The 8264-nt window shown below is 36.0% G+C and carries 10 protein-coding genes and 1 pseudogene; 10 read left to right on the forward strand and 1 reads right to left on the reverse strand.

The window, feature by feature from the left end:
* The 7 genes from ACYQ35_RS04710 to ACYQ35_RS04740 form a co-directional block, all read left to right on the forward strand.
* On the forward strand, positions 1–1435 hold a 1435-nt coding region (locus tag ACYQ35_RS04710), incomplete at its 5' end, for a DUF3502 domain-containing protein (RefSeq protein WP_459830786.1).
* A gap of 38 nt (positions 1436–1473) precedes the next feature.
* Positions 1474–1698 (forward strand): hypothetical protein, encoded by a 225-nt coding sequence (locus ACYQ35_RS04715; RefSeq protein ID WP_459830789.1) that lies wholly within the window; start codon positions 1474–1476, stop codon positions 1696–1698.
* Positions 1699–1707: 9 nt separating this feature from the next.
* The gene (locus ACYQ35_RS04720; protein WP_459830791.1) at positions 1708–2730 is read left to right on the forward strand and encodes a hypothetical protein; all 1023 of its coding nucleotides are present in this window, start codon (positions 1708–1710) and stop codon (positions 2728–2730) included.
* A 14-nt stretch (positions 2731–2744) separates the two neighbouring features.
* Positions 2745–2891, forward strand: a complete 147-nt coding sequence (locus ACYQ35_RS04725) for a DUF3502 domain-containing protein (RefSeq protein ID WP_459830793.1) — start codon at positions 2745–2747, stop codon at positions 2889–2891.
* A 37-nt stretch (positions 2892–2928) separates the two neighbouring features.
* A complete protein-coding gene (locus ACYQ35_RS04730; protein ID WP_459830795.1) occupies positions 2929–4344 on the forward strand; it encodes a DUF3502 domain-containing protein in 1416 nt (471 codons plus the stop codon).
* A 4-nt stretch (positions 4345–4348) separates the two neighbouring features.
* Positions 4349–5473, forward strand: a complete 1125-nt coding sequence (locus ACYQ35_RS04735; RefSeq protein WP_009462532.1) for a hypothetical protein — start codon at positions 4349–4351, stop codon at positions 5471–5473.
* A gap of 12 nt (positions 5474–5485) precedes the next feature.
* Positions 5486–5995 (forward strand): ABC transporter ATP-binding protein, encoded by a 510-nt coding sequence (locus tag ACYQ35_RS04740; RefSeq protein ID WP_459830799.1) that lies wholly within the window; start codon positions 5486–5488, stop codon positions 5993–5995.
* A gap of 215 nt (positions 5996–6210) precedes the next feature.
* On the opposite strand, the gene ACYQ35_RS04745 is transcribed toward ACYQ35_RS04740, so the two are convergent.
* Positions 6211–6447 (reverse strand): helix-turn-helix domain-containing protein, encoded by a 237-nt coding sequence (locus ACYQ35_RS04745; protein WP_004614531.1) that lies wholly within the window; start codon positions 6445–6447, stop codon positions 6211–6213.
* A 118-nt stretch (positions 6448–6565) separates the two neighbouring features.
* Between ACYQ35_RS04745 and ACYQ35_RS04750 the strand changes: the two genes are divergently transcribed.
* From ACYQ35_RS04750 to ACYQ35_RS04760, 3 genes and pseudogenes are all read left to right on the forward strand, one after another.
* Positions 6566–6961, forward strand: coding sequence for a hypothetical protein (locus ACYQ35_RS04750; RefSeq protein WP_055155828.1), 396 nt, complete (start codon positions 6566–6568; stop codon positions 6959–6961).
* A gap of 37 nt (positions 6962–6998) precedes the next feature.
* Entirely contained in the window at positions 6999–7337 is a 339-nt protein-coding gene (locus ACYQ35_RS04755) for a DUF5720 family protein (protein WP_172679856.1), read from the forward strand.
* 190 nt (positions 7338–7527) lie between these two features.
* Positions 7528–8250: pseudogene (locus tag ACYQ35_RS04760) on the forward strand (ParM/StbA family protein); the annotation flags it as partial.
* Positions 8251–8264: the final 14 nt, after the last annotated feature.

Below are 8264 nucleotides of genomic sequence, written 5' to 3' on the forward strand. Positions count from 1 at the left end.
TCGGTTTACAATTGAGGTTATGAAGAAAGTATTTGTAGGAATGTTGATATTATCACTTATCTGTTGTATAGGTTGCAGCACAACAAAAAAGAATAAGGATAATGAAGAAAAGAGAATAAAACTTGTATGGCAGAGTGAACAAAGTTTTTGGGAACATCAGGATTATTTCAATCAGGTGTTGAAAGAAAAAGGGCATCCCTATGAAGTTGAATTTGTGACGTCTGAAACTGTACAGAAAGGACAGAGAGTAGATTTACTGGAAACAGGAATTGATACATGGGAAAATCCTTATGATACAAATAAAGATGCTTTGGAAGGACGCTTACTTCCTTTAGATGATTATTTGAATACAAAAGAAGGAAAGAAGATTAAAGATGCTGTTCCAGAGAAAATATGGGATAGTTATAAAATAAACGGAAAACAGTATAGCGTATTATCTCCGGGATTTTTATTGGATAAAACAGTTTATGTGTGGGATAAAGAATTGGCAGAAAAGTATAATGTACACCCGGAAAACTGGGACGGAGATTTATGGGAACATAAAGAGGAATTATTAAAAGTAGCAGAAGGAGAGAAAAAAGCAGGACGAGAAAATTTTACTACTGTATCGGGACTATTGCTGTATGCTGAAGAGATCCCGGAAACAACAAAAGTACTAGGGCTTTTGTATCCAATTATCTTTCGAGAAAATACAGATAAGGCAGAAACAGAGTTTTTATATGAAACACCGGAATATAAAAGGAACCTTGCGGGAATGAGAGAGTTTTACAAGATGGGATTATGGCGTCCGGAAATAGAAACAGTAAGAACGGCGGAGTCTTTTCTTTCTATAGAAACACAATTTTGGAGTAAAAATGCCTATTTAGGGTTTCGAGAATCGGATTTTTGGGATACGCATGAGGTGAAAGAATTATATACAGAAAAACTTTGGGAATTATCGCTTAATTGTATAGAAACAGGAATTACAACAGAGTCAAAGCACCCGGAGGAAGCGTTTGACTTATTATGTGCATTGTATACAGACAAAGACCTAGTCAATGCAATTGAATGGGGAGATGAAGAAAACTATGAAGTGGTAGACGGAAAAGCGGTAAAACCGATGAGTGAAGGGGAATATATACCAAGATTATATGCGGGAAATCAATTATTAGGATATGTGGAAGTAAATGAAGATAACAAGTTAAAAGAAAATTTTCCAAAGGAAATAGAGAGAGCGAAAGTGTCTAAAATATCAGGATTTCGTTTTTCAGGAAAAGAAATTGAAAAAGAATTAGAAGAGGTCGTTGCTTTGAATAATTTAGTATATTCTGGAAGTGCCGAAGAAGTTATAAAAAACATGGAACAAACTATAGAAAAATACAAACAGGCAGGAATAGACAAAGTTATTGCAGAGTGGAACAGGCAGTTTGCGGAATGGGAAAAAAATAAAAAATAATTCTCTATATTACTTATATTAAGAAGGGAAGTGGCGTTATGAAAAAAGCATTGGCAGGAATATTGATTGTATCGCTTATCTGTTGTACAGGCTGTAGCACAATAAAACAAACTACAGATAAGAAAGAAAAAGTCACAAAACTTGTATGGCAGAGTGAACAAAGTTTGTGGGAACATCAAGATTATTTCAATCAAGTGTTGAAAGAAAAAGGGTATCCTTATGAAGTAGAGTTTGTGACGTCCGAAACCGTACAGAAAGGATAGAAAGTAGACTTGCTGGAAACGGGAATTGATGCATGGGCAAATCCATATGATACGAATAAAGATGCTTTGGAAGGACGCTTACTTCCTTTAGATGATTATTTGAATACAAAAAAAGGAAAGCAAATCAAAGATGCTGTTCCACAAAAAATATGGGACAGTTATAAAATAAACGGAAAACAGTATACGGTAGTATCACCTTGTATGATTCCTAATAGAACAGTATATATATGGGATACAACATTAGCAAAAAAATATAATGTACACCCGGAAAATTGGGACGGAGATTTGTGGAAATATAAAGAGGAACTGTTAAAAGTGGCAGAAGGAGAGAAAAAGGAAGGAAGAGAGAACTTTGCAATAGTATCAGATTTAACATTGTATGTGGAAGATATACCGGAAACGACAAAAGCGATGGGAATAAGGTATCCTATTATCTTTAGGGAGAATGCAGATAAGATAGAAGCAGAGTTTTTGTATGAAACACCGGAATATAAAAGAAATCTTGTGGGAATGAGAGAATTTTACAAGGTGGGATTGTGGTGTCCGGAATTAGATAGCAAAAGAGAAACGGAATATTTTTTATCTATAGACACACAATTTCGGACTAAAAATGCCTATTTAGGATTTAAAGAGCCTGACTTTTGGACTACACATGAGATGAAAGAGTTGTATGCAGATACTTTGTGGGAGTTGTCCATTGCTTTAAAAGAAACAGGGATTACAACGGAGTCAAAGCACCCGGAAGAAGCGTTTGACTTATTATGTGCATTGTATACAGACAAAGACTTAGTGAATGCAATTGAATGGGGCGAAAAAGGAGTTAACTATGATGTGGTAGATGGAAAAGCAGTGAAACCGATGACTCAGGGAGAATATATACCTCATTTTTGGGTAGGGAATCAATTATTGGGATATGTGGAGGTGAATCAGGATAATAATCTAAAAGAAATATATCCTCAAATGATAGATAAAGCAAAAGTATCCAAAGCATCAGGTTTCCGATTTTCAGGAAAAGGAATTGAAAAAAATTAGAAAAAGTAGTTGAGTTGGATAGTTTAGTATATTCTGGAAGTGATGAAGAAGTTATAAAAAACATGGAACAAATCGTAGAAAAATATAAACAGGCAGGAATAGATAAAGTTATCGCAGAGTGGAACAGACAGTTTTCGGAATGGGAGAAAAATAAAAAATAATTCTCTATATTAATTATATAAGAAAGGAAGTGGCGTCATGAAGAAAGCGTTGGCAGGAATTTTGATATTATCACTTATCTGTTGTACAGGCTGTAGCACAACAAATAAGAATAAGGATAATGAAGAAAAAAGAATAAAACTTGTATGGCAGAGTGAACAAAGTTTTTGGGAACATCAGGATTATTTTAATCAGGTCTTAAAAGAAAAAGGCTATCCCTATGAAGTCGAATTTGTGACGTCTGAAACTGTACAGAAAAATCAAACAGTAGATTTATTGGAAACAGGTATACCAACATGGGCAGAGCCTTATGATACGGATAAAGATGCTTTGGAAGGACGCTTACTTCCTTTAGATGATTATCTGAATACAAAAGAAGGAAAGAAAATCAAAGATGCTGTTCCAGAGAAAATATGGGACAGTTATAAAATAAACGGAAAACAGTATAGTGTAATATCACCGGGACTATTACCGGATAAGACAGTGTATATATGGGATAAAGAATTGGCAGAAAAGTATAATGTACACCCGGAAAACTGGGACGGAGATTTATGGAAATATAAAGAGGAATTATTAAAAGTGGCAGAAGGAGAGAAAAAGGCAGGGAGAAAAAATTTTGCTACAGTATCGGGATTATTAATGTATGCCAAAGAAATTCCGGAAACAACAGGAGCGATGGGCGTAATGTATCCGATTATCTTTAGGGAAAATACAAATAAAGTGGAAGCGGAGTTTTTGTATGAAACACCGGAATATAAAAGAAATCTTGCGGGAATGAGAGAGTTTTACAAAGCGAGATTATGGCGTCCGGAAATAGAATCAGAACGAGAATCAGAATATTTTCTATCTGTGGAAACAATTTTTTGGAGTAAAAATGCTTATTTAGGATTTCAAAAACCTAATTTTTGGGATACTCATGAAGTAAAGGAAATATATAGAGAAAAAGTGTGGGAGTTGTCCATTGCTTTAAAAGAAACAGGAATTACAACAGAATCAAAACAACCGAAAGAAGCATTTGATTTGTTATGTGCATTATATACAGATAAAGATTTGGTTAATGCGATTATGTGGGGAAGCGAAGAAAATTATGATGTGGTAGATGGAAAAGCGGTAAAACCGATGAGTGAAGGGGAATATATTCCAAGTTCAGCAGCAGGGAATCAATTATTAGGATATGTGGAAGTAAATGAAGATAATAATTTAAAAGAAATTTATCCGGAAGAATTTGAAAACACAGAGGTATCAAAAGCATTAGGTTTCCGATTTTCGGGAAAAGGAATTGAAAAAGAATTAGAAAAAGTAGTTGCTTTGAATAGTTTAGTATATTCTGGAAGTGGTGAAGAAGTTATAAAAAACATGGAACAAATCGTAGAAAAATATAAACAGGCAGGAATAGATAAAGTTATCGCAGAGTGGAACAGACAGTTTTCGGAATGGAATAAAGAGAGAAGGTGATTGTATGAGAAAGAAGATATGTCTTATTATAAGTGCGGCGTTATTTATTACGATGAGTGCGGCGTGTAAACGGGAGGAGAAAGCAAAAGAAAAACCGGAAAATTACTCGGTTGTAACAAACATGAGAATGCAAGTGAAAGAAGACGGCATTTTCTATTTAGACGGGTATGATAAGTTAATGAAATTCTATGACTATGAGTTAAAAGAAAACATGCCGGTTTGTGATAAACCAAATTGCAAGCATCGTTCATTGAAATGTAACGCTTACATAGAAAACGGATTTAATTCTACCGTAGGAAATTATAGAGGAAAACTATATTTCTTTAAACCGGCAAGTGAAGAATTTTCTTTATATGTAAGCGATGCAAACGGAAGCAATCGAAAAGAACTTGCCAAATTAAATGAGGGCGGAAAACATATGACTTGTATGATAAAAGCACCTATGTGGTTTATAGAAGATAAAATCTATTTGGGAGTAGAATATTCAGATTTAACAAACAATCCTGAAAATCCTGAAAAGTTAGTGTGGCAGTTCATTTCCATTTCGTTAGAAGATGGGAAGATAGATGTGTTGAAAGAAACGGAAGAAATAGATGAGATGACAGGTTATGTAGATGTTTTATCTTATAAAGATGGACAGTTACTTTATTATGCAGGAAATTCGCTTTATCTTTATGATATGGAAACGAAACAAACAGACATGATACTTACAGATGTGACAAAAACAAGATGGTGTTTGGGCACAGATAAAGAACAGAAAAATATGTATTATTCAGAAGAAAATGAGAAATATTCGGAAGTGTATAAATTAGATTTACAGACGAAAGAAAAAACAAGTATTGTTAAAAAGGAAAAGAACGGAAAAGAACTTGTGTGGAACTATTGGGGAGGGAAATTTTACTATTCCTTATTTGACAAAGAAGGTTCGCCTGTAGACGGAGAATTGAGAATATATGACGCTGAGAAGAAAACAGAGAAAAAAATTTCCAAAGAAGAATATTTGTACAGTCCGCAATATGTGGCAGGAGATTGGTATGTCAGCATGACGGAAGAAGGAATAGTGTGCATCAAGAAGCAAGATTACGAGAAGAAAAATTGGGATAAATTGCAGGTTATGGGAAGATTTTAAGGGGGAATGCATATGGAACTGGAAATTAGAAATCTTTCTAAGCGATACGGAAAAAAGCAGGCGCTCAGTAATGTGTCCTGTAAATTAAATGACGGTGTATACGGACTTTTGGGGGCAAACGGTGCCGGCAAAAGTACGTTGATGAATATTATTACGGGAAACATAGAGGCTGATGAGGGAGAAGTGCTTTTAGATGGAAAGAATATTTTAAAATCAGAAAATCAGCGTGAATTTCGGGAATATTTGGGATATATGCCTCAGTTTCCGATACAGTATCGGGGATTTACCGTATTAGATTTTCTTTTCTACATGGCGTCACTGCGAGGTATTTCCAAAAAGAAAGCGAAAGAAAAGATAGATGAACTTCTGGATATGCTTGCACTTACGGAGGTGCGCAACAAGAAAATGACAGCGTTGTCAGGAGGAATGAAACAGAGGCTAATGCTTGCACAGTCTGTCATCGGCAATCCGAAGGTGCTGATTCTTGATGTAAACTGGTGTAACAAGATAGCCTGTATATAGAGTGTATACAGTTGATGTGGAATAGAATATAGGTACTGTATGCACAGATAATGAAAAAATATGTGTATGTAGTAGGGGAATATTGAATGGTTAATATAGATAGTAAAAATAATATAGATGGAAAGAAAAAGAACTGGTTTATATCCGATAAGAATATAGACTAGTTCTTTTTTAAGAGATTATTATATACACACAGGGAGTAGGTGAATGTCGAATTACAGCAGCCCGTCAAAGAATGCATTGATATCTGTATGAAAGATCTTTGCCAGAGCGACTAACTCAGACACTTTGATGTTCATGCGGTTTGTTTCCAGTTTGGCATAAGTGCTTTTAGATATGACAATACCCATGAGATTCAATTTTGCAATGACCTGGTCTTGCGTTAGATTATTTTTGTATCTGAGAGATTGAATATTTTTACCGATATCCATATCTGGTCTGATTTTCTGCATAATACGTTCTCCTTAAAAAATGAAAGTTTCGTTATTTGGAAACATATATATTGATTCTAATGAGTTAAAATTTTATAATGTTTCGTAATAAAGAATTATTTCTGAAAGGGGACAATCTATGAGCGAAAGTGAGAAAGAAAAAAAGATTTTCTTGAGTTACTGTGGCAGCAGGGATCAAGAATTATTGACGGGCAGAAAAAAGATGACATTGGGGGATATGGAGAGGTTTTCATTTCTAACAGAATTCTTTGGCTTGGAAAGTTATGGATTAAATTTATGGAAAGAGTTTGGCGATGATGTGGAAGAACCATTGGATGCACTGATCAAGTTATTAGATGAATGGGAATACGAAAACGATACGTGGATCGATGATGATGGAAGATTAGAAAGATGGTTGGTTGAATTTCAAAAGCATGCGCCAACGAAAGAGAAAAGAGAGAAGCTCCGAAAAATGATTGATTTAAAATATAAGAAGAGAGGATTACCATATCCAACAGAGGCAGACTTCGATTAAGGGGTCTGCTTTTCTTTCGCTATTTTTGAAGGAGGTGATGCAGGTGGAGGTAAGTATCCATGAACTTTTAGCGGCAGCAAGGGAGGCGGTGAAATCAGATTATATCAAAGGCGAAAGCATTTTATGTGAAACCAGATATCATCCGGATACCCATTACATGGTAGAAATAGAGATGTTAAAAACAGATAACACGCTGGGGAAAAAAGGAGCATATATCCGGAAATTTTTGACGGAAGTTGAGTATTCCTCCATGCTACAAAAGCAGGAAGAACATCTCATAAAAATAAAAAGACAGGCCATTGTTCAAAAAGGAACATTGCGATATATCCCTCTCCCGGACAGGCTGGACAGCCGCCGGAAGAGGGATATTTTTTAACCGGCTGGGAAAGAACAGGGAGTGTTCCTCAAGCAGCAGCGGTATGAGAACTCCAGAGTTTCCGCAGGTTTTGGGGTGTGAAAACTTAGAAAAGTGTTCAAAACAGGCACTTTTGCAACGATCCGTTGCAGCAGAAAAAGGGTTCTTGACTTTATGCCAGACGAAAAAATGAAAGAAGGGTGTGATTGTGATGATAGTAGGAATTGATCATGGCTATTATGCAATAAAAACAAGACAAGTGTCTTTCCCAAGTGGAATTATTAGGTATGATTACGAGCCGTATACCATGCAGAATGTTCTGCAGTATCAGGGAAAGTATTATGTCTGTGGTACAGGGAGACAGACACTGGTAAAAAATAAAACGTCCAATGATAATTATTATCTGCTGACGTTGGCAGCCATTGCAGAAGAAATCAAGCATCGGAAAGCGGAACGAAAGACAGAGGCAATTCTGGCTGTCGGACTTCCGCTTTCAAGTTTTGGAAGAGAGAAACAGGGATTCAGGGAGTATCTGTTGCGGAAAGAGCAGCCAGTGCGATTTTTATATGAAAGTGAATTATATGAGATAACAATAAAAGATGTGAAACTGTTCCCACAGGGATACTCTGCGCTTGCTCTGCATCCAGAATATCTGAAAAATGAACCGTCTGTTCTGCTTGTTGATATTGGTGGCTGGACCGTTGACCTTATGAGGCTGGACAATGCTGTTCCGAATGCAGCAACGTGCAGGAGTCTGGAGCTTGGAGTGATTCGATGTATTGATGAGACAGCAGAACAGGTGCGTAGAAATACCGGATTGTCTGTAACAGAAACTCAAATTGAGCGTGTGCTTCGGGGGGAATCTTGCAGTATGGCAGAAGAAGCCAGACGGATCATACAGGAAAACGGACGGAAATATATAGAAAGAATTGTAGTGGTAAACTAAAT

The organism is Faecalimonas hominis (assembly GCF_054660755.1).